18 protein-coding genes and 3 tRNA genes are annotated in these 20,800 nt (G+C 39.9%); 10 read left to right on the top strand and 11 right to left on the bottom strand.

The window, feature by feature from the left end; translation table 11 throughout:
• Positions 1-16 precede the first annotated feature (16 nt).
• Positions 17-928, top strand: coding sequence for a DMT family transporter (locus tag AC0JIQ_RS14780; protein ID WP_474202083.1), 912 nt, complete (start codon positions 17-19; stop codon positions 926-928).
• Here the strand turns inward: AC0JIQ_RS14780 and coaE are convergent.
• Genes coaE through pilB form a run of 4 tightly spaced genes read right to left on the bottom strand, consistent with a single transcriptional unit; the run spans position 925 to position 5,358 of the window.
• Positions 925-1,530, bottom strand: coding sequence for a dephospho-CoA kinase (gene coaE / locus AC0JIQ_RS14775; RefSeq protein ID WP_046739321.1), 606 nt, complete (start codon positions 1,528-1,530; stop codon positions 925-927). The two genes, AC0JIQ_RS14780 and coaE, sit on opposite strands and share 4 nt — an antisense overlap.
• A gap of 1 nt (position 1,531) precedes the next feature.
• The gene (locus tag AC0JIQ_RS14770) at positions 1,532-2,392 is read right to left on the bottom strand and encodes a prepilin peptidase (RefSeq protein WP_474202082.1); all 861 of its coding nucleotides are present in this window, start codon (positions 2,390-2,392) and stop codon (positions 1,532-1,534) included.
• A complete protein-coding gene (locus AC0JIQ_RS14765) occupies positions 2,392-3,618 on the bottom strand; it encodes a type II secretion system F family protein (protein ID WP_474202081.1) in 1,227 nt (408 codons plus the stop codon). The genes AC0JIQ_RS14770 and AC0JIQ_RS14765 overlap by 1 nt, the downstream gene beginning before the upstream one ends.
• Positions 3,619-3,642: 24 nt before the next feature.
• Positions 3,643-5,358 (bottom strand): type IV-A pilus assembly ATPase PilB, encoded by a 1,716-nt coding sequence (gene pilB, locus AC0JIQ_RS14760; RefSeq protein ID WP_474202080.1) that lies wholly within the window; start codon positions 5,356-5,358, stop codon positions 3,643-3,645.
• A 342-nt stretch (positions 5,359-5,700) separates the two neighbouring features.
• On the opposite strand from pilB, the gene tpiA reads away from it, so the two are divergent.
• The 9 genes from tpiA to AC0JIQ_RS14715 all read left to right on the top strand — a co-directional run bounded on the left by tpiA (position 5,701) and on the right by AC0JIQ_RS14715 (position 12,631).
• The gene (gene tpiA / locus AC0JIQ_RS14755; protein WP_346511323.1) at positions 5,701-6,492 is read left to right on the top strand and encodes a triose-phosphate isomerase; all 792 of its coding nucleotides are present in this window, start codon (positions 5,701-5,703) and stop codon (positions 6,490-6,492) included.
• 12 nt (positions 6,493-6,504) lie between these two features.
• Positions 6,505-6,834 (top strand): preprotein translocase subunit SecG, encoded by a 330-nt coding sequence (gene secG / locus AC0JIQ_RS14750; protein WP_004659275.1) that lies wholly within the window; start codon positions 6,505-6,507, stop codon positions 6,832-6,834.
• 57 nt (positions 6,835-6,891) lie between these two features.
• Positions 6,892-6,976: transfer RNA gene (locus AC0JIQ_RS14745), tRNA-Leu, on the top strand.
• Positions 6,977-7,020: 44 nt separating this feature from the next.
• Positions 7,021-7,097 (top strand) — tRNA-Met (locus AC0JIQ_RS14740).
• 87 nt (positions 7,098-7,184) lie between these two features.
• Positions 7,185-7,261: transfer RNA gene (locus AC0JIQ_RS14735), tRNA-Met, on the top strand.
• 197 nt (positions 7,262-7,458) lie between these two features.
• The gene (gene rimP / locus AC0JIQ_RS14730; protein ID WP_004659273.1) at positions 7,459-7,983 is read left to right on the top strand and encodes a ribosome maturation factor RimP; all 525 of its coding nucleotides are present in this window, start codon (positions 7,459-7,461) and stop codon (positions 7,981-7,983) included.
• A gap of 37 nt (positions 7,984-8,020) precedes the next feature.
• Entirely contained in the window at positions 8,021-9,505 is a 1,485-nt protein-coding gene (gene nusA, locus AC0JIQ_RS14725; protein WP_005218583.1) for a transcription termination factor NusA, read from the top strand.
• A gap of 10 nt (positions 9,506-9,515) precedes the next feature.
• The gene (infB, locus tag AC0JIQ_RS14720) at positions 9,516-12,230 is read left to right on the top strand and encodes a translation initiation factor IF-2 (RefSeq protein ID WP_004659269.1); all 2,715 of its coding nucleotides are present in this window, start codon (positions 9,516-9,518) and stop codon (positions 12,228-12,230) included.
• Complete coding sequence (locus tag AC0JIQ_RS14715) at positions 12,230-12,631, top strand: ribosome-binding factor A (protein ID WP_004659268.1); 402 nt, start codon at positions 12,230-12,232, stop codon at positions 12,629-12,631. The genes infB and AC0JIQ_RS14715 overlap by 1 nt, the downstream gene beginning before the upstream one ends.
• Before the next feature lie 161 nt (positions 12,632-12,792).
• On the opposite strand, the gene AC0JIQ_RS14710 is transcribed toward AC0JIQ_RS14715, so the two are convergent.
• The 7 genes from AC0JIQ_RS14710 to AC0JIQ_RS14680 form a co-directional block, all read right to left on the bottom strand.
• Positions 12,793-13,173: a Na+/H+ antiporter subunit G gene (locus AC0JIQ_RS14710; protein ID WP_005162917.1), complete on the bottom strand. Its 381-nt coding sequence runs from the start codon at positions 13,171-13,173 to the stop codon at positions 12,793-12,795.
• A gap of 11 nt (positions 13,174-13,184) precedes the next feature.
• A complete protein-coding gene (locus AC0JIQ_RS14705) occupies positions 13,185-13,460 on the bottom strand; it encodes a monovalent cation/H+ antiporter subunit F (RefSeq protein ID WP_004659265.1) in 276 nt (91 codons plus the stop codon).
• Positions 13,457-13,984, bottom strand: a complete 528-nt coding sequence (locus AC0JIQ_RS14700) for a Na+/H+ antiporter subunit E (RefSeq protein WP_474202079.1) — start codon at positions 13,982-13,984, stop codon at positions 13,457-13,459. Before AC0JIQ_RS14700 ends, AC0JIQ_RS14705 begins: the two co-directional genes overlap by 4 nt.
• Positions 13,984-15,795 carry a monovalent cation/H+ antiporter subunit D gene (locus AC0JIQ_RS14695; RefSeq protein WP_474202078.1) on the bottom strand — a complete coding sequence of 604 codons (1,812 nt, stop codon included), beginning with the start codon at positions 15,793-15,795 and terminating at the stop codon, positions 13,984-13,986. The genes AC0JIQ_RS14700 and AC0JIQ_RS14695 overlap by 1 nt, the downstream gene beginning before the upstream one ends.
• Positions 15,795-16,163, bottom strand: a complete 369-nt coding sequence (locus AC0JIQ_RS14690; RefSeq protein ID WP_050042068.1) for a Na+/H+ antiporter subunit C — start codon at positions 16,161-16,163, stop codon at positions 15,795-15,797. Before AC0JIQ_RS14690 ends, AC0JIQ_RS14695 begins: the two co-directional genes overlap by 1 nt.
• Before the next feature lie 2 nt (positions 16,164-16,165).
• On the bottom strand, positions 16,166-19,009 hold the full coding sequence (locus AC0JIQ_RS14685) for a monovalent cation/H+ antiporter subunit A (RefSeq protein ID WP_474202077.1): 2,844 nt from the start codon (positions 19,007-19,009) through the stop codon (positions 16,166-16,168).
• Positions 19,010-19,414: 405 nt separating this feature from the next.
• The gene (locus AC0JIQ_RS14680) at positions 19,415-20,797 is read right to left on the bottom strand and encodes an ATP-binding protein (RefSeq protein ID WP_474202076.1); all 1,383 of its coding nucleotides are present in this window, start codon (positions 20,795-20,797) and stop codon (positions 19,415-19,417) included.
• Between the last annotated feature and the right edge of the window lie 3 nt (positions 20,798-20,800).

The raw sequence follows: 20,800 nt of genomic DNA, 5'->3' as shown, positions 1-20,800 counted from the left end.
GCCAATGTAATCTTAAATGACTGCTCGTACACAAGGTTATCTATTTGTTTTAATTACAATGTGTATTTGGGGGGGATTCACTATTTTCTCCCGTTTAAATTTACATTGGCATGTGAGTGCATGGGATTTGGTGGCAATGCGTTTTGCGATAGCCTTTCTTATTTTAATGCCTGTGCTCATTTATAAAAAAGATTTAGCTTTCTTATGGCATCCACGTCCAGTCATTTTAGCCTTAACTGGTGGTTTAGCCTACTGTCTGACCGTTTATACGGCTTTTTTGCAAGCACCAGCAGCCCACGCTGCAATTTTCTTAAATGGCTGTATTCCTTTATGTACGGCAGTTGCTGCTTATTTACTGTTTAGACAACCATTTGATAAACATACTTGGTTCAGTCTTAGCATTATGTTAAGTGCGCTTGTATTGATGAGCTATCTGATGCTGCATGATCAAGCGGCCGCTTTTGGCTTAGGCGATCTACTTTTTTTTATCAGTGCTGTTTGGTGGGGAATTTTTACAGTATTGCTTAAACAATGGAAATTATCGGCTTGGCATTCCATGGCAAGCGTGGCAATTTGGTCAGCGATTATTTATTTACCTGTTTATATTTTATTTGTTCCAAAACATTTTCAAGAAGCAGAACCCATTCATTTAGTCATTCAAGGTTTATTTCATGGTGTATTGGTCGTAATTATTGCGACCTTGACCTATGTTGCTGCGATTGAGCGTTTAGGTGCATTTAAAACGGGTAGTATTGTTACTTTGGCACCTTTTATCGCTGCTGTAATTGCTGTTCCACTGCTTGATGAGCCTTTAAATGCAGCGATTGCTTGTGGTTTAGTAGGAATGGGTATTGGTGCATTACAGCCGTGGCGCTGGTTTAAAAAAGACACGCTGAGTGAACGACTCGCGCAACAGAAGCAGGATTAAAATGCCTGCTCAGCGCTTTGTAGATATTTTAGATGTAATGGTTTTAGTTGTTGGTGAAGGTGCTCAAGTAAACCATCATTCATAACAATATCATTTGCGAGTAATTGCTTTTGAGTGCGAGGCATTTGAACCGAGATAATTTTTCGGATTTGTTCTTCATTTTGTCCATCTCTTTGACTTGCACGTTGTAGCTGTGTTTGTTCATCAGCATCGATGAGTAAGGTGTGATGAACAAGTTCATGCTGATTGGTTTCAAAGAGAAGAGGTGAAACTAAAATGACATAAGGGCTTTCTGCTTGTTGTAATTGTTGAATAATGGATTGGCGTATAGCAGGGTGAGTGATCTTTTCGAGAGTTTCTCGCGCTTCTGGAAACTGGAATATATGTTCACGAAGTGCACGTCGATTCAGATTGCCATCTTCTAATAATACCCAGTCTCCAAAAGAAAGTTGAATTTCTTTCAAAGCAGGTTGACCTAGATCAACCACTTCACGAGCTACAATATCTGCATCGACTACAACAATTCCTTGGGATTCAAACCATTGTGTCGCGGCGGATTTGCCACTACCAATGCCACCAGTAATGCCCAAGATAAAACTCATATTATCCACCTAGGTATATTTTCATAATTTGATTTCCCCATAAAAATGCAATCCAGCCAGCAATTGCAATATAGGGACCAAATGCAAAAGGTTGGTTTTCACCACGCATTTTTATCAAAATAATTCCAATAATTGCACCAACAACTGAAGAGAGTAGCACAATTAGGGGTAGCATCATTGGCCCCATCCAAGCACCTAAAGCTGCAAGCAGTTTAAAATCACCATAGCCCATACCTTCCTTGCCTGTGACGAGTTTAAAGATATAGTAAACAATCCATAAACATAGAAAGCCAATCAAATAGCCCCAAATAGCTGAGCCTGCAGAAGTATAAATAGTGAAACTATTGATTCCCAAGCCTAGTGCGGCAAGTGGTAGGGTAAAACGATCAGGTAATAGCTGTGTGTCGAAGTCAATAAACGTTAATGTGATTAAGACCCAAGTGAGTATTAAACCAAATAACATTTGTACGGTCGCGCCAAATATAGCAACTACTATTAATGAGCAAATCATTGTTAATAGTTCAATAAGTGGATAGCGAATATTAATTGGATTTTGGCAAGCACCACATTTGCCACGAAGTATTAACCAACTAATTACAGGAATATTTTGATACCAGCGAATAGCAGATTTACATTTTGGACACGTAGATGGTGGGGTACTTAAGGTTAATTTCGCTTCGTCTATTATAGGTTGTTCTGAATGTAACAACATTTGGCATTCATGATGCCATTCTTGTTCCATCATCTTGGGTGTTCTATAAATGACGACATTTAAAAAACTACCGATGCATAAACTTAAAAGTCCAACTGCGACATATAACGCAGTTGGATTTTGGATAAAATAAGAAATAATTTCTTGCATTAGACGACAGAACCCATTTGGAAAATTGGGAGATACATCGCAATAACTAATCCACCAACAAGAACACCTAGAACAGCCATAATCAACGGTTCCATCATGGAGGTAAGGCCGTCAACAGCATTGTCGACTTCATTTTCATAGTGTGTAGCTACTTTGTCCAGCATACTGTCAAGAGCTCCTGACTCTTCTCCAATCGCGACCATTTGAATCGCCATAGAAGGGAATCGATTTGAAACACGCATTGCGAACTGCAATTGTTGGCCAGTTGCAACATCTTCGCGAATTTTCATGACAGCTTCTTCATAAACGATATTATTAGTTGCACCTGCTGTAGATTCGAGAGCATCAATCAGCGGTACACCTGCTGCAAAAGTAGTGGCAAGTGTGCGACTGTAACGAGCAATAATCGCTTTATAAACTAAGTCACCAAAAATAGGCAGTTTTAAAGCTAGTCGATCCAATCCATCTCTAAATTTTTTACTACGTTTTTTGGCTTCTAAAATACAAGCAATTAATGTTCCAACTACTATTATTAATATAAACCAATATTTTTGTGTCCAATTTGACATGTTCACAACCATTTGTGTGAATGCAGGTAAATCTGCGCCAAATGAAGCAAACAAATCTTGGAATACAGGTACTACTTTAACCATTAAGAGAATGGTGACAATCACTGCCACCACAATAACACTTATAGGGTATTTCATGGCTTTCTTAATTTTTTGCTTTAATAACTCACTTTTTTCTTTATAAATTGCGACTCGATCTAACATAGTTTCAAGGGCACCTGATTGTTCGCCAGATTCAACTAAAGAGCAAAACAAGTTATCAAAGTATTGAGGGTATTTACGTAGAGCGCCAGCAAAAGTATTTCCACTTTCAACTTCACCTTTAATACCTAGTACAACTTCTCGCATTGCTGGATTTTCTAGACCCTCAGCAACGATCTCAAATCCTTGGACGAGTGGAACGCCTGCTTTCATCATCGTCGCTAATTGACGAGTAAAAATTGTAATATCTAAAGTTGAGACTTTCTTCTTCATTAAGCCTTCGAGAATATTTTTACGTTTTTCTCGAATAGTTTTAATGGTAACACCTTGTTTTCGTAGAGTGACTTTTGCTAAAGCCATATTACGTGCTGGTATTTCCCCTTTAGTTTTTAACCCTTTACGATCTACCCCTTCATAAGCAAAAGTAGGCATCATTTGTGCTTTTTTCGCTGCCATGGTTTTTAATCCTTTTTATTAATTTTATTCACTTGTTACGCGGTTAATTTCTTGCAAAGAAGTAATACCTTGCATTACTTTTTTCAAACCTGAACGTCTTAGATTGTGAAACCCAGCTTGTTCCGATGCCGCAGCAATTTGTAGTGCATTCCCATCTTCCATAATAATTTTAGATATTGCTGGTGTGACCTTCATTACCTCGTAAATACCGACACGCCCTTTATATCCCTCACGGCATTCAGTACACCCAATCGGTTGAAAAATTTTCAACTCTGGATTGGCTAAATCTTGTTCAGTGAAACCTAGCTCTAAGAGGCTTTGCTTAGGAATATTTACTATTTCTTTACATTGTGAACATAAGCGACGTGCTAAGCGTTGGGCAATGACAAGGTTGACTGAGGTTGCAATGTTAAATGAAGGTACACCCATATTGCGTAAGCGAGTTAAAGTTTCTGGCGCACTGTTGGTATGCAGTGTTGACATCACCATATGACCTGTTTGCGCTGCTTTAATTGCGATTTCGGCTGTTTCCAAATCACGAATCTCACCGACCATAATTACATCAGGGTCTTGGCGTAAGAAAGCCTTTAATGCAGCAGAGAAAGTCAATCCTGTCTTTGGATTCACGTTGACCTGATTAATGCCTTCCAAGTTAATTTCCACAGGGTCTTCTGCTGTTGAAATATTGGTATCTTCAGTGTTTAGAATATTTAGACCAGTATATAGCGATACGGTTTTACCAGAACCTGTTGGACCTGTAATCAGTAGCATTCCTTGAGGCTTTTCAAGTGCTTCCATGAATAATGCTTTCTGATCATCTTCATAGCCTAATGCTTCAATTCCGAGCATAGCACTTGATGGGTCCAAAATACGCAGTACCAACTTTTCCCCAAACAGCGTGGGTAAAGAGTTTACACGGAAATCAATAGCTTTGGTTTTTGATAACTTAAGCTTAATACGACCATCTTGAGGCATTCGTTTTTCTGAAATATCCATTTGGGACATAACTTTCAAGCGAGAGGCAAGTCGATTTGCCATTTGTAAAGGCGGAGTAGCAATTTGGCGTAGAACGCCATCTACACGATAACGCACACGGTACATTTTTTCATAGGGCTCAAAATGTAAGTCTGATGCGCCCATACGAATGGCATCGATTAAAAGTTTATTAATATATTTAACAATTGGAGACTCATCGCCTTGAGGTGACGCATCATCATCATCTTGATGAGAGTCTTGATTAACATCAATATCTAAGTCGAAGTCTTCACTGTCACCAAAATCGAAATTACCTGAATCACCGAAATGTTGTTCGATTAACTTTTCAAGTTTCGTATGCTCAACAATAATTGGTTCAATATTAAGTTTGGTATTGAAACGAATTGCATCTAATGCATCAATATTGGTTGGATTGCTCGTAGCAACATACAAAATTTGTCCACGTTGTATTAACGGAACAACACGATGTTTTTGTATGAGTTTATTGTCGGTTAATTCTCGAGGTAATAATCCAACATCGTAAACCGCCAAATCAAAAAGTGGTTCGCCAAATTCTACGGAGATGCTTTCTGCAATGGTAAGTGGAGAAAGACGATGTTGTTCAATCAAATGAGCAACAATATCTTGTTTGGCTTTCTTGGCTGCATCAATTGCATTCTGCATATTTGCAGCAGTCATATGACCATCTTCAACTAAACGTCGAATGAACCCCGAAAACTTTGGAGACGTATGTAATCCTGACATCTGTCCGCCTTACTCACAATATGGTTATAATAGCTATTCTCAAAATTATACTTTTGTTACGTAAAAATACTACTACAGAAAGTGTTGTTTTTTACTTGGTTCATATTGAAAAACTTGAACTGATCGATTTTTTTACAAATTAATTTCAGATTCAGAGAGTAGTCTTCGCTAGAAATAAAGCAAACGATTGTAAAAAATCGACATATATATGTAAAAGGGATGAGAATTTTTAGATCTATTTTTTGTTGGTGGAAACTTAAACTGAAAAGAAAAACTGAATTTTATAAAAATACGTGTAAAATATGCAGCATTTTTTATAAATTAGTCGTAGGTGGGCGAAGTATGTCGAATTCGGCGATTACCCCTTGGGTTATTGGCAATTGGAAAATGAATCCAATGCATGCGAATGCTTTCCAATTAATAGAAGAATTTAAGCAGTTACTACAACAGGATAATATTTCTCCTGAGCAATGTCATATTGGTGTAGCGCCAATAACGATTGCGTTGACTGGTGTTCACGCTCAGTTAAAAGATACAACCAGAGCTGTTTATACTGTGGCTCAGGATCTTTCTCGTGTGGCCGGTACCGGTGCTTACACAGGTGAGGTAAGTGCGGAACTATTAAAAGATAGTCAGATTGAATATGTATTGATTGGACATTCTGAGCGCCGTGAATTATTTGGTGACAACGTCAATATTTTAAAAGCAAAACTGCAAAATGCATTAAATGCAGGTATGACGGTGATCTATTGCGTTGGCGAAAGCTTAGAGCAGCGTGAGCAAGGCGCTGCGGAACAAGTTGTATTACAACAAATTTGTGATATTGCATCCGTCGTTAAAGCTGAACAATGGCAAAATATTGTGATAGCGTATGAGCCGATTTGGGCAATTGGAACAGGGAAGACAGCTTCACCTGCGGATGCTCAAGCAATGCATGCAAAAATACGTGAAGGCTTAAAACAAATTACATCATTCGGTACAAACATGGCTATATTGTATGGCGGTAGTGTCAAAGCCGAGAATGCTGTTGAGTTGGCTGCATGTCCTGATATTAATGGCGCTTTGGTTGGAGGTGCATCACTCAATGCACAATCTTTTTATCAAATTGCAAAAGCATTTGCTCAAAGCAAATAATAGGAAGTAGAAATGTATAGTTTTATACTCGTTGTACATATCATTTTAGCAGTTATGATTATTGGATTGGTTTTAGTACAACAAGGTAAGGGTGCTGAGGCAGGAGCGTCGTTTGGTGGCGGTGGTGCTGCTACGGTATTTGGTGCTTCTGGAGCGGGTAACTTTTTAACACGCTTAACCGCGATTTTTACAGCCTTGTTTTTTGCTACGAGTTTAACTTTGGCTGTTTTTGCAAAAAAACAAACAGCTGATGCGTATAGCTTAAAATCTGCTCAAACTACGACCTCTGCACCAGTAACATCGCCTGAAACTTCATCAAATGCACCTAAAACAACTCAATAAGTTGAATTAGCGCTTTCCTTTTTATATTTAAAGGAATAGAATGCGTCCCACAAAGCTGCGGTGGTGGTGGAATTGGTAGACACGCTACCTTGAGGTGGTAGTGCTTTCGGGCGTGGGGGTTCAAGTCCCCCCTTCCGCACCAAGCTTAATAACCAGTAAGTTTGGTGTATGCGGTGATGTTGTTGATGCGGGATGGAGCAGTCTGGTAGCTCGTCGGGCTCATAACCCGAAGGTCGTTGGTTCAAATCCAGCTCCCGCTACCATTTGATTAAGGTGCAACTTAATCAAGCAAATATAGAAAAACTTAAATTGACTTTTTTTTATATTTGTATATAATTTTTGCACGTTGATGCGGGATGGAGCAGTCTGGTAGCTCGTCGGGCTCATAACCCGAAGGTCGTTGGTTCAAATCCAGCTCCCGCTACCAAGTTTCTAAAAGAGGCTCACAATAAGGTGGGCCTTTTTGCACAGTGGACTTCGGTTTTCTGTGTAATATAGGGGCGATTTACGCCCTTTTTTATTGGTTGTTTAGCTATCGTGTAGTGTTCGACATCAATTGGTCAAATAGTCGTGCTTCACTATACGGTTAAGATTGATTGGCTCGCATGAGAGCGACGAGAGTAAATGAAATTATCAAATAAATCTCAAGCATTGCATGATCTAATCGCGCCAGCAGTAGCTGCGTGTGGTGTAGATCTATGGGGGATTGAATTCCTACCACAAGGTAAACGTTCTTTATTACGTATTTATATTGATAAAGTAGTTGATGAGAATGTTGAACCTATCTTGAATGAAGATGGCGAAGTTGAACAAGGGCGTGGTATTGGCGTTCAAGATTGTGTTTTAGTGACACAACAAGTGGGTGCAATGCTTGATGTTCATGACCCAATTTCAGGTGAATATGCTTTAGAAGTTTCTTCACCAGGCTGGGATCGTCCATTTTTCCAACTCAATCAATTGCCTGCTTATATTGGGCAACAAGTGGCTTTACGATTAATTGCTGCCGTCGAAAATCGTCGTAAGTTTCAAGCGAAATTACTTTCTGTAGACTTAGAAAATGAAATCATTCAAGTTGAAGTGGAAGGTAAACATGTGCTTGAAATTGATAGTAATAATATTGATAAAGCAAATTTAATCTATCAAGACTAATATTAACTTAATTTTATAAGAAATCGGTAGGTGACTTATGGGCCGCGAAATTCTTACCGTTGCAGAAACGGTTAGTAATGAAAAAGGTGTTAGTCGTGAGGCGATCTTCCAAGCATTAGAGCAAGCACTTGTTGCAGCAACGAAGAAAAAGTTTTACGAAGGAACACATTCAGAAGAAGCACAGCTTCGTATTGAGATTGATCGTAAAACAGGTGATTATCGCACCTTCCGTCAGTGGACAGTTGTGGCGGATGAAGATCATGAAATGCCAGCTTGCCAAGATGCAATCTCAGATGTTGATCCATCAAAATGGTCAATCGGTGATGTGCGTGAGCTAGAAGTTGAGTCAATTGAGTTTGGTCGTATTGCTGCTCAAATTGCTAAACAAGTCATTGTGCAAAAGATTCGTGAAGCTGAGCGTGCTTTGGTTGCAGATGCCTATGAATCTAAAGTGGGTGAGTTGATTTACGGCGAAGTCAAAAAACAAACCAAAGATGGTTTTATCATTGATCTAGGTGATAACGCTGAAGCTTATTTGGCACGTGAAGAAACCATCCATAAAGAAATTTTGCGTCCTAAGCAACGTATCAATGCCATTTTATACAGCGTAAACCGCGAAGGTCGTGGCGCACAATTATTATTGTCGCGTGCGCGTCCTGAGATGTTAATTGCATTGATGAAAAAAGAAATTCCAGAAATTTCTGAAGAAATCATCGAAATTAAAGCAGCTGCTCGTCAACCAGGTGTTCGTGCTAAAATTGCAGTGAAAACCAATGACCATCGTATTGACCCTGTAGGTGCATGTATTGGTATGCGTGGTACACGTATTCAAGCAGTACAACAAGAGTTGAACGGTGAGCGTATTGATGTCGTGGTGTGGTCTGATGATCCAGCACAATATATTGCAAGCGCATTAGAGCCAGCTGATGTATCAGGTATTGTGCTAGATGAAGATGCACGTAGTGCAGATATTATCTTCGCAACCAATGATCAGTTAGCACGTGCAATTGGTTCGCAAGGGCAAAATGTTCGTTTAGCATCGGAATTGACGGGTTATAAACTCGACATGATGTTAGAAGAAGAGTATCGTGCTCGTCAGCAAAATGAAGCACAACAGTATTTAGATATGTTTGTTACACGTCTCGATATTGAAGAAGATTTAGCAATGGCATTGGTGGAAATGGGCTTTACTTCATTAGAAGAGATTGCTTATGTTCCAGCTGAAACATTTGATGAAATTGAACTAGATGCAGATTTAGTTGAATTGCTTCAAAGCCGTGCTAAAGAAGCTGCTTTAACTGATGCACTGAAACAGCAAGAAAATATTCAAGAGCCAAGCGCAGAACTTCTCGGTATGGATGGTATGACCACTGAGATTGCTTATGCATTGGCGGCGCGTGGTGTGATTACAATTGATGATTTGGCTGATCAAGCGACTGATGATATTTCAGATATCGAAGGTTTAGGTCATGACAAAGCAGGTCAATTGATCATGAAAGCACGTGAATCATGGTTTAACTAGGAGATAATAGATGACGGACAAGTCGATTCAAGAGTTAGCGCTCAGCGTAGAACGTCCTGTAGAGAAACTCCTAGAGCAGGTTCGCGAAGCAGGTCTACCACAGCGTAAAGCAGATGACATTATTACCGCTGAACAGCAAGATACTTTGATCAATCACTTGAAAAAAGTACATGGTCAGGACAGTGGTAACACAGGAAAAATTGCGTTGAAACGTAAAACAACCAGTACTGCTAAAGTAACAAGTACTTCGGGTAAAGCAAAAAACATTAATGTTGAAGTTCGCAAGAAACAAGTTTTTGCTAAACCGAATCCAGAATTACTTGCAGCAGAAGCGAAAGCACGTGCAGAAGCAGATGCTAAAGTACGCGCAGAGCAAAATGCACGTGATGTAGCTGTTCAAAATGCACGTGATGTAGCTGAACAAAAAGCCAATGCAACGTTAGAAGCAATGCGTGCAGCACATACTTCTGATAATGCAGGTCAAACAACTGCGAAAGCAGCAGTTGTAGTTAAAAAGCGTAACAGCGATAAGATTTTGAAAGCGCCTGTTGTTCGCCCTACCGAAACACCTGAACAAAAGAAAGCACGTGAAGCACAAGCAGCACAGTTGAAAGCAACTGAAGAAGCAGTGCGTCGTAAGGCTGCTGAGGAAGCGCAACAGCGTACGCTTGAGCAAATGCGTAAAATGGCATCAAAATATTCGAGTGATGATGCGACGACAACCATTCGTGTAATTGATGATTCACCTTTAGCTGCTGGTCTTGTTGGACAAGCATATGAAGATTCCTTTAATAAAGAAGACCGTGAAATTAAACGCGGTGGTGCGACAGCAAATCCACGTGCTGGTAAAAAAGGTGGTCGTGGTGGTGATGCTCAGGCTGAGCAAAGCTTTAGCAAGAGTCATCATAAGCGTGGTTTAAAAACCAGCCAAGCGAATAAACATGGTTTTGAAAAACCTGTGAAGAAGCAAATTTATGATGTTGAGATCGGCGAAAAAATTATTGTTGCTGATCTTGCACAGAAAATGGCGGTTAAGGTTCGTGAAGTAATTAAAACACTTATGAAAATGGGTGAACTTGTTACTCAAAACCAAGCGATTGATCAAGATACAGCAGTATTAGTAGTTGAAGAATTGGGCCACAATCCAGTTTTAGTTTCTGATACACAAGCAGAAGACAACTTATTAGTTGCAGCTGAAGAAGCACGTGGTGAGCAAACAACTCGTCCGCCAGTTGTTACCATTATGGGTCATGTTGACCATGGTAAGACATCGTTACTTGATCGCATTCGTCGTTCTAAAGTGGCAGCCGGCGAAGCGGGTGGTATTACCCAGCATATCGGTGCATACCATGTTGAAACTGAGAAAGGCATTATTACTTTCTTAGATACACCTGGACATGCTGCGTTTACATCGATGCGTGCACGTGGTGCGAAAGCAACAGATATCGTGGTACTTGTTGTTGCTGCTGATGATGGTGTGATGCCACAAACTGCTGAAGCAATTGACCATGCGCGTGCTGCTGGTACACCGATTATTGTTGCCATCAACAAGATGGATAAAGAATCTGCTGATGTCGATCGTGTATTAAATGAATTAGCACATAAAGAAATCGTGCCTGAAGAATGGGGTGGGGATACACCTATCGCTAAGGTTTCAGCACACTCTGGTGCGGGTATCGATGAGTTACTTGATCTCATCTTGATCCAAGCTGAATTGATGGAGCTTAAAGCTTCAGCAGAAGGTGCGGCGCAAGGTGTGGTGATTGAAGCGCGTGTTGACAAAGGTCGCGGTGCAGTGACTTCTATTCTGGTACAAAACGGTACTTTGAATATTGGTGATTTGGTTCTTGCAGGTTCATCTTATGGTCGTGTACGTGCGATGGTTGATGAAAATGGTCAACGTATCACCTCAGCGGGTCCTTCAATTCCAGTTGAAATTTTAGGTTTACCTGATGCACCAATGGCGGGTGATGAAGTTCTTGTGGTGAATGATGAGAAGAAAGCACGTGAAGTTGCAGATGCTCGTTCAGATCGTGAGCGTCATAAACGTCTAGAGCGTGCAAGCGCAATGCGTCTTGAGAACATCATGGCATCTATGGGTAAAAAAGATATTCCTTATGTGAATGTCGTACTCAAAACTGATGTGCGTGGTACTTTAGAAGCATTGCATGTTGCACTTGATGAGCTTTCTACAGATGAAGTGAAAGTCCGTATTATTGGTTCTGGTGTTGGTGCAATCACTGAGTCAGATGTGACTTTAGCTGAATCTTCAGAAGCAGTATTGTTGGGTTTCAACGTCCGTGCAGATAACACTGCTCGTCAAAAATCTGATCAAGATGGCATCGATATTCGTTATTACAGTGTCATCTATCATTTAATTGATGATGTAAAAGCTGCAATGAGCGGTAAGCTTGCACCTGAACATCGTGAAACGATCTTGGGTGTTGCAGAAGTACGTGAAGTCTTCCACTCAAGTAAGTTTGGTGCAGCAGCTGGCTGTATGGTACTTGAAGGTACACTGCATCGTAATAAACCGATTCGCGTATTACGTGATGACGTGGTTGTATTCCAAGGTGAACTTGAATCTCTTCGTCGTTATAAAGAAGTGGTTGAAGAAGTTCGTGCTGGTATGGAATGTGGTCTTGCGGTCAAAGGCTATAAAGACATCAAAGTTAAAGACAAGATCGAAGTCTATGATGTTCAATTGATTAAACGGAGTCTTTAATGGCGGGTAGCCAACGCTTAAAGCGCATGGCGGATTCAGTACAACGTGAGTTGTCTGAGCTGATCCGTCAAGAGCTTAAAGATCCTCGCTTAGGTGGTCTAGTGACCATCTCTGCGGTGAAAGTCAGTGCAGACATGGGTTATGCTGAAGTTTATGTCACTGTGATGGGGCGTGAACTTGGTGATGAGCAAAGTGAAGTCGCAAATAAAGAAACTTTAGATGTATTGAATAAAGCTTCTGGTTTCTTGCGTCATGAATTGAGTCGTCGTATCAAGACACGTATTACGCCAAGATTGCGTTTCCATTACGATAAAACCAATGCCTATGGTAACTATATGTTTGGTCTGATCGCGGAAGCTGTGAAGGATCTGCCTGAACAAGGGCAAGACGATAAAGAATAAGTTCTAAAAGAAAGCCACCTTCGGGTGGCTTTCTTTTGTGCTATAGATCATTGTCTAGATTGATATGATTTTTTCTATTAAAATTATATCTTTCAGCTAATTAACTAGCTTAGGGTTTCTAAAACTTAAAGAATGACATTGAATTCAATAAAAAGACCAACTTAAAGTTGATCTTTCTTTTCTGCATTACGACGATAACGTTGCCATGGTAGCGGACGATTTAAAGCTTCTGGAACATCACCACTGGTTGAACGCAAACGTAAATGAATTGCAGCTTGCGCCATTAAATTGGCAGATACTGGGGCAGTAATAAAGGCAAATAAAGTAATCAATAATTCGGCAAAACCAAACCGACCTTGTGTCGCTCCAAATATCATAGCTGCAATTAAAAAACTCCCTAAGCCTAGCGTACTTGATTTAGTCGGTGCATGTAGGCGCATGAATAAGTCGGGTAGGCGAATCATTCCGATTGAACCTACGAGCATAAAAAATGCACCAAAGATCAAAAAGAACGAAATGATAATCTCAAAAATTATTTGCATAACCACTCTCCTTAATCAATCACATGTCCAGTGGTAAAATAGCGAGCTAATGCAACAGTTGAAACGAAACCGAGCATCGCCACCAATAAAGCACCTTCAAATACATTGGTACTTGCCCAATAGATGCCTAACACCACAATCAAGCATGTTGCATTAAGAAAAAGAGTATCGAGTGCTAACAAGCGATCAACAACAGATGGCCCAATGATCATGCGGATGAGACAAAGAAACATGGAGATCGTGATCGCCACTAAACTAATTGCAAGTGCATAAGGTAAAATGGTCATTTTGCTGCTCCTTCTGCAATCTTTACATCAAAGATTTCGAGCAAAGGTAGCTCATAACGATTTTTGATGTCTTGAATATCTAATTCAGCATTATCGGTACTGAGTGCATGAACTAAAATATCTCCTCGCTCTTGATCAATCCCTGCGGATACTGTACCTGGCGTCGTTGTAATGATCATTGCGAGTAGCGTATTTACTTGCTCATGTTCAGTTTCTAATGGCACGCGATACCATTTTGGATGCAACTCCTCCATTGGTCCAAGCACCATTTTAGCTACACGAAAGTTGGAAATCACAATATCCCATAACACCACAAAAAAAAGTTTGATTGCAGGTAACCAATGAATATGTGGTGTACGTGCAATAAAAGGACTTACCAAACGTGAAACAAAGATACCTAACAGAATTGCAATAAAAATATCTGTGATGTCCAAACTATGTGACAGCATGAGCCAAGTCACAAAAATTAAAAATGACACAAAGGGGTGGGGAAACCAACTATCAAGCAAAGCGTATTTTTGCATTAGTGTTCCTCCATCGGTTTTAATTGTGTGGCATTTGGAATAGTTGGATTTGACAAAGTTTGCTCTGCAATTTGACGTTGTTTATATTCCGAAATATGTTCGCCTTGAAGCGTCGGTTTTGAGATAACATCTGGAATTAATACTGCATTATGATCTTCAACCTCACCGCCATATTTAGTTTCAGGCAAATATGCTGCATCAAATGGCTGTACGCTAATGGCACGACCTTGACTATCATGTTTTAGAATCGCTTGTTGATAAAGCGCATGATTTTGAATTTGTTGTGCAGTTGAAGTTGTATAACTCTGAATTGGTGCTGCAAATACAACATAACTCATCAAAGCAATCAGTAGTACATAGATTGCTTTGTCATTCCGATTAGGTGCTGTATCAGGTAGTGCTTGATAAGCGGTATATGCTGGTTCTTTAGGATTTTCTTCGGGTGGACTAGCACGCCAAAAAAGGATAAAACCAACACGTGTGAATGCGATAATGCTAAGTAAGCTAACAATCAGAATAACAGCAATAATCCAACCTTGATAAGGCGTTTCAGCGGTAGCCTGTAAGATAAAAACTTTACCTAAAAAACCACTAAAAGGGGGTAAACCTGCCATCATTAATGCAATGGTAAAATAAGTAAAAGCAGCCGCTTTTTCCTGTTTGATTTTCGGTGCAACTTTTAAATGATCTTTGAATGAACCACGTTGCGCAGTCATCCAACCACAAAATAAATAGAATGCAGCCGCAATTAGGGTACTGTGGACTAAATAATACAATGCTGCTGACCATGCTTGGGTATTAAACATGGCAATAGCGATGAGTAATGTTCCAATCGATGACAACACCATAAAGCCAACAAAACGACGTAAGCGTTCAGCAGCAATTGCACCGATTACACCATAGAATGAAGTAATCAAGCCAATCATTAATAAGCAGTTTTTGAAAATACTCTGTGCCATTGCATCATCAAAAACAGTACCATTGACACGTAGAATGGCATAAATACCAACTTTGGTCATAATAGTAAAAATTGCAGCAACGGGTGTGCTTGCAACAGCATAGGTTTTTGGTAGCCAAAAGCCGACAGGTAGCATTGCTGCTTTAATTCCAAATACGACAAAGAGTAACAAGCCACCCGCGATTGCAAGTTTATGTTGATCACTGTCTAAGGTTGGGATAAGGCGACCCACATCAGCCATATTTAAACTACCAACGCTACCGTAGATCATCCCTAAACCAATCAAAAATAGCGCTGATGCGAGTAAGTTAATTGTGACATAATGTATACCTAGCTGGAAACGTGGTCGACCTTGACCATGTAATAGCAATACATAAGATGCCATTAACAGGATTTCAAAAAACACGAATAAGTTAAATAAGTCACCTGTCAGGAACGCACCCGTTATACCCATTAACAAAAAATGGAACATGGTGTGGAAATAGCGCCCACGTGTATCCCAGTTATCACTTGCATACCAAATGACAGGCACTGCAAGTGCATAAGTGAGCACCAACATGAATGCAGAGAGACGATCGAGCACTAAAACAATTCCAAAAGGAGCAGACCACTCACCAAGTTGATAAATGGTAACTTGACCTGTATTGGCGATCATCAAATAACTGATTGCTGTGATTAAGCCTAGAAGTGCAGAACCTAAACTAATGCCACGTCGCCAAGGTTGGCGCCAATCCTGTTTTAGAGAACCGGAACCAGGATTGCCTAATAAAAGTAATAAAAAACTCGTAAATGCTGGAATTAGAATACTTAAAATAGGAGTATGAGCATGCCAAAAATTATTGAAATCAAACATTATGGCTCATCCTCACGTGGGTCATAAGTCACAGTTGGTTCTTCTTTGGAGTCAACATGATCTGTTCCAGATTCATAACGACTGCGTAAAGCAAGTTGTACAATAAAAGCGGTTGTTGCAAAACCAATCACAATCGCAGTGAGTACCAATGCTTGCGGTAACGGATCTGTTACTTTAGTTGTTTCTGTAATGATTGCAGGTGCATTAATTTGAATACGACCGACTGCAAATAAAAATAAATTTACGGCATAACCGATCATGGCCAGACCGAGTACGACAGGAAAGGTTCTGGCACGTAAAATTAAATAGATGCCTGTTGCTGTTAGAAGACCAATTCCCGAAGCGAGCAAAAATTCAATACTAACCATTTTTATTTATCTCCACTTGGAACAGGTCCAGACATACTTGAGTGACGCGAATCACCTAAGACTGAAATTAACAGCATTGTTGCGCCAACAACGGTCATATAAACCCCGAGATCAAATGACACAGCCGAAGCTAAATGCATTTTTCCAAATAATGGTGGTTCTATATAAATATGTGCTGTTGTTAAGAATGGGCGTGCCCAAAACCAAGCTGCAATACCCGTTAAACCTGCAATTGCTAAACCTGAGCCAATCCAAATCTCATATAAACGACCAGATTTTGCTTTGATCAGTTGTTCAGCTCTATCTTGACCTAAAACAATATATTGAATGATGAGCGCCATTGCCGTAATCAGACCTGCAATGAAGCCACCCCCCGGATAGTTATGACCACGCATAAAAATGTAAATACTGACGACAAGGGCGAGGGGAAGTACCCATGAGGCTGAAATACGTAACATCAATGGTGAAGGGTTAAAACGATAAGATAAACCTTGTGTCATGGTGGTGCCATGTGCACGCATACCATCCATGAGACACAGTGCTCCTATTGCCGCAATACCCAATACTGTAATTTCACCGAAGGTATCAAAACCACGGAAATCAACTAGAATGACATTGACGACATTTGAACCACCGCCTAATGGGAGGGATTGCTGTAAGAAGAACCATGAGATTGAATTATGTTCTCGCGTTAATATTAGCCATGTAATCCAACCAATACCGATACCACCTGCGATTGCTAAGCTTGCATCTCTCCAACGGCGTGGACGGCTCGATTCGTAAGGGGTTAACTGCGGTAATAGCGATAAGCTCATCAACAATAAAACAGTAGTAACAACGTCAACTGTAATTTGAGTGAGTGCAAGATCTGGTGCAGATAAGGTTACAAACACCATGGTGACGACAAGTCCAACAGCACCACTAATTAAAACAGCTTTAATCCGTTCGTGGTGGAACCACAACATCATCCAACAGCCAGAGAATAATGTGAGCCATAAGACCACAGCAATCCATGGAGCATGGGTAAGCTCACGTGTGCCAGTTGTTAAACCCTGATTGAATAAGGGTAAACCCACCATGATAATGCTAAAGAAAACAATCCAAAGAAGATAACTTTGTAGAGAACCTGTTTCAGTCTTTTGTTTGATTTTTCGACTGGTAAGTAAGAGATGCTTCAGGAATGATTCAAATAAAAGTTTGCCTTGGAATTTACCTAAATAAGGGTCTAAGTCAATTTTACGTAAACGCTCATTTTTAATGAGGCTAAAGTAAAATAAACCACCACCCATCAATGCAATCAGACTCATGATTAAAGGTGCATTAATACCGTGCCAAATCGCTAAGTGAACACCCTCAAATTCAGGTTGAGCCAAACTCGCACGCGTTACACTATTCACCACTGTTCCGGCCAATAGAGCAGGCAGAATGCCGACTAGTATACATAATGTCGCTAATATAATCGCAGGCAAGCGCATTCCGAGAGGTGGTTCGTGCGCATCTTTATTAGGAACGTGTTTACCAATCCCACCATCAAAGAAAACACCATGTACCAAGCGAATAGAATAAGTAACAGCAAAAATACCGGATAAAGTTGCCACGATCGCTGCAATTATCATTACTGGACCTGATAGGTTTGCCAGTAATTCCGTAAAGAACATCTCTTTGGAAATAAAGCCATTGGTCAGTGGTACACCAGCCATCGAAGCAGCGGTGATCATGGTTAAAGTACCTGTGAATGGAAGAAGTTGCCAGATACCATTGAGCTTACGTAAATCACGTGTTCCTGTTTCATGATCAATAATGCCTGCAATCATGAAAAGAGCAGCTTTGAATGTTGCATGATTAATGATATGAAAGATTGCTGCTGCAACAGCGAGTGGTGAACCAATGCCGAGTAAACAAACAATCAAACCTAAATGGCTGATGGTTGAATAAGCTAAAAGCCCTTTGAGATCTTCTTTGAATATGGCGAAACCCGCTGCCATACATAAAGTGAATAAACCGACGAAGGTTACGATATTGTGGTACAACGCTGCCCCAATAAAGAGTGGAGCTAAGCGTGCTAATAAAAATATACCTGCTTTCACCATCGTTGCTGAATGGAGATAGGCTGAAACAGGTGTAGGTGCTGCCATTGCATTTGGCAACCAAAAGTGAAATGGGAATTGCGCACTTTTAGTAAATGCACCTAGTAAGATGAGCAGTAGGGTAGGAACAAATAATTGATGCTGTTGAATAGACTCTTTCATTAACACCAATTGGTCAATCTGGTAAGTACCCGTGATTTGTCCTAAGAGGACAAAGCCCCCTAGCATCGCCAAACCGCCCATCCCTGTGATCGTGAGTGCCATACGCGCGCCACGTTGGGCGGCATCATATTGACTCCAATAGCCCACGAGCAAGAATGAAGAAATACTGGTCAGTTCCCAAAATACCAGTAAGATAATCAAATTGTTGGAGAGTGAAATTCCAAGCATTGCTGCCATGAATAGCATGAGCAACTGATACAGTTTACTGAGTGAGTTTTTGGGACTGAGATAATAATAGGCATAAATATAAATCAGTGTGCCGATCCCACTAATGAGTAAACCGAACAATAATCCTAATGCATCAAGGCGAAAACTAAGATTGATGCCCAGTTGTGGAAGCCATTCCCAACTCTGTTGCAGGGCATTACCCTGTAAAACCGTTTCAGCTTGGCTAAGCAGTAAAATAAAACAACTCAGGCTAATGCCAATTGCTCCAATTGCCGTCATACCCCGTGAAATACGTTGCAATTGTGAGACAAGGGTTGTGCCAAGTATGAGTGGTAATAAAATAATAATCGGTAGCACACTGGTATCCATGTCGATGATTTAGGTCGAGAGAGACCTAATGGTGGATTTTCTTCCAAGACTTAAGGCGTTCAAAGAGAAAGCCAAAGTTTCAAGTCTCGAAACCCAATCAAGTTAACGGAAAGAGCAAGCTGTATTGCACAACTTGAAAGTAAAAAATGAATTTTATTTTACTATAAAAAATCAACAAAAATCTGATGTTATTACATGAAACTAACAACATCTTTGTCGCTAAAATTTGTCTATCAACGTTTTTTGTTCGCAATTTAATTGAATATTTTCCATCCGCTTATCTGTATACATAAGAGGGATAGAGATCTGGTCTTGGATCAAATGCGCATCCCTACAATTAGTGTTAGACCTATTCAAAAGAAAAAATTGACCTCTAGTTTATAAGGATTAATGATGCAATCAATCTTAAAGTGATGTCTCTTGAGGGGTATCATCAATTTTAAGTAGATGAAGCAAATTACTCTTTTCTTGCTCATCAAGTGATTGGATTTGATGAAAGAGTTCATCAACTTTACTGACCAAATTTTCTGATTCTAATAAGTGTTGATTCTGCTGCAAGAGAATGCTTTCTGATTGACTTAACTCATTATAGAGTTGTGAAAGTTGTTGTTGAGATTTCTCAAGATTAATCTCATAAATTTCTTTATCACCTAACCTGAAGCATTGATATTCTAAAGCATGTTCTAATAATTCATCACGATTGCCTGAAACAATAATTTGTAATCTTGGAAATGCTTGATGCAAACGCTCTAAAATTTCGGCACTCATATTTTGATCTAACTGATGCTCAATTTGATCAATTAATAATATGCCTTCACCTTCTAAACATGGGTCGAAACAATGTGGATTAAGTAAGCATAAACGACGTGTAATATCACCGACCAATGCAATCCATGATTTAAGAGAGGCCGATAATTGCTGAAAGGGAATGGTCTGATCTTTATAACGCACCATTAATTGAAGTTTAGGAATATATTGAATATAGATATCATTCAATTCTGGAAAGATGGTATGTAAGCTTTTTTTCAGCGCATATAAATTAGGTGCTGAAAGTTGTTTAGGATGATTCATCAGTTCTTGTTGTAATTGCTGCAAAACCTCTGATTGATTTTGCTGACTGAAATCGTTGCCAATAAGACGTCTGACGATATGGGCAGAGTGAGCATTTTCAACATCACTAATTTCTCGTAACCACTCAAAGAAACGCGCAAAAGTTGTGTATGGAATCGCTGTTAAATCGTAGGCAGCAATATCTTGTAGTGTTCCTGGCGCATTCTTGCTTTGTAAATTAACCTCTTGTACAAAGCGTTCGGCAGGATAATACGCAATTAACGGTAATCCAAATAATGGATCTTGAAGACTGGTTTTTTGGTATAGCGATACCATTTGATCAAGTTGCTGCGTTTCAACTTGGCTAATTCCAATGCCTTGACTGTTAAACGTTTTAAATAACTTCCAACTACAGTTCTGAGTGTCAGTCGTTTGTGCAGAGATACTTTCTGGTAGATGATGATTTAATTCGCTGCTCATTCTAACTTGGACCTGAACTTTGGCTTGTAAGCGTGTCAACAAAATATCTTGATCAGCAATCACCACACCTGCAGTGCGAATATCTTTATAACGTGCGGAAAACCACGTTAAGGCTTGATAGATATTTTTTAAAATTGTAGTTTTGCCTGTAGCTTGCTCACCTAAAATAAGTGTAATTGGACGTTGAGTCGGTTGAAATTCAATAGTTAAGTCGCGAAACATGCCAACATGTTTAAATAGCACTGATTCAAGTTGCATAAG

This window comes from Acinetobacter sp. FB (assembly GCF_056033405.1).
This window is presented reverse-complemented; position numbering and strand designations above follow the sequence as displayed.